A 1,553-nucleotide genomic window follows, 5' to 3' on the forward strand; every position below is an offset into this window, starting at 1 on the left:
GACGGGGCTGACGCGGGCGGTGGGGGGAAGACCCGCCGCGTCAGTAGCCGACCGAGTTGAAGAGGAACGGATACGTGATGATGACGAGGCCGCCCTTGGGGGTGGGGAACTGCCAGCCCTTCAGGCTGCTGAGGATGCACGCTTCGACGGAGGCGTTGCGCAGGGTGGAGGACTTCGTCTTCGCGGAGGCGACGCGGCCATTGAGCCCGATGCTCCACTCCAGCACGACCTTGCCGGCGAGCCCCGGGTCCTTGAGCAGCGCGCGTTCATAGCAGCCGTGCACCTCGTTGAGGTGGCTGTTGATGACCTTGGCCACGGCTTCACGGTCCACGGTGCCCTGGGTGGAGGAGATGCTGCGCGCGGTGGCGCGCGTGACGGTGCCGCCCACCGCGCCCTTGCCCACACCGCCCGCGCCGAGCGCGCCGATGCCGCCGCCGCCCTTGCCGCGCAGGAGCTCCGCGCCCAGCGTGGCGCCGCCGCCCTTGCCGCCGCCGCCCAGGCCGAAGGTGCCCAGGCCCGCGTTGGCGATGGGCGCCTTTCCGATGAGCCCGGACAGCTTGTAGTTGGTCTGCTTGACGTTCTTGTTGCCCGGGCCGCTGCCCATCTTGTCCACGGCGGCCAGCAGGTCGTTGGCGGCGGGGCCGGCGGCGGACAGCTTCGCGAGCGCCTTCATGACCTTGTTCTCCGGCGCGGCGGCCACGGCCTTGGGAGGCGGGGCCTGCTTCACGGGCTTGGGCGGGGCCTTCTCCGCGACGACGGGCTTCTCCTTGGCGGGCTCCTTCTTCTTGAGCGCCTCCAGCTTCTTCTTGGCCTCTTCCTTCTTCTTGGGCTCGGGCGCGATGAGGCGCAGCGCCACCGGGGGCAGGTTCTTCTGGGTGAAGTCCGCGGTCGCCGGGCCCTCGGGCGCCGTGGCGATGAAGTAGCCCAGGCCGCCGCCGAAGATGGCGAGGAAGAAGAGGGTCAGCCAGGGCAGGCCCTTGAGCGGGTTGACGAAGATGCGCTCGGGGCTGGGCGCCGCGTAGGCGACGAGCGACATCTTGCCCTGGGTGAGGCGGGCCGCGGCGCCATCGCGCAGCGTGACGAAGCGGCGGCTGCCGTCGGACTCGAGCGCCGCGGAGGTGACGGGGGCGAAGCGGCCGTCGGCGCTGGCCTTCTCCACGTCGGTGCCGGGGGGCACGAAGAGGCGGTAGTTGCCGTTGACGGCTTCGGCGAGCGTGAAGTCGTCACCCTCGGGGAGGGTGAAGCCCCACAGCGGCATGGGGGCCAGCTCTTCCAGGGCCGCCTTGACGGGCTTCTTCGCGTCCGGGGCGAAGCGGCGCGCGTCGCGGCGCACGGCGCCCCAGTACAGCTCCATGTAGAGCTGCGCGGCGCCCTTCCTGCCCGGGCCGATCTTCGGCGCGTGCGTGGGGCGGGTGGCCGGAGGCGACGCGCTCAGGAGCGGGCCGGAGGTGGAGGGCGCGGCGATGTCGAGCTCCACGTCCGCCAGCAGGTCGTCCGCGAGGAGGCTGGGCATGGCCTCGGACGGGGGACGGCGGCGGGTGGAAGGCATGGTG

General features: G+C 72.1%; 1 protein-coding gene. It reads right to left on the reverse strand.

What is annotated here, in order from left to right; translation table 11 throughout:
* Nucleotides 1-40: 40 nt before the first annotated feature.
* Nucleotides 41-1,553 (reverse strand): AgmX/PglI C-terminal domain-containing protein (locus tag D7V93_RS42865; RefSeq protein ID WP_147451679.1); only part of this gene is annotated, 1,513 nt, incomplete at its 5' end.

Source organism: Corallococcus llansteffanensis, assembly GCF_003612055.1.
Taxonomy (GTDB): domain Bacteria; phylum Myxococcota; class Myxococcia; order Myxococcales; family Myxococcaceae; genus Corallococcus; species Corallococcus llansteffanensis.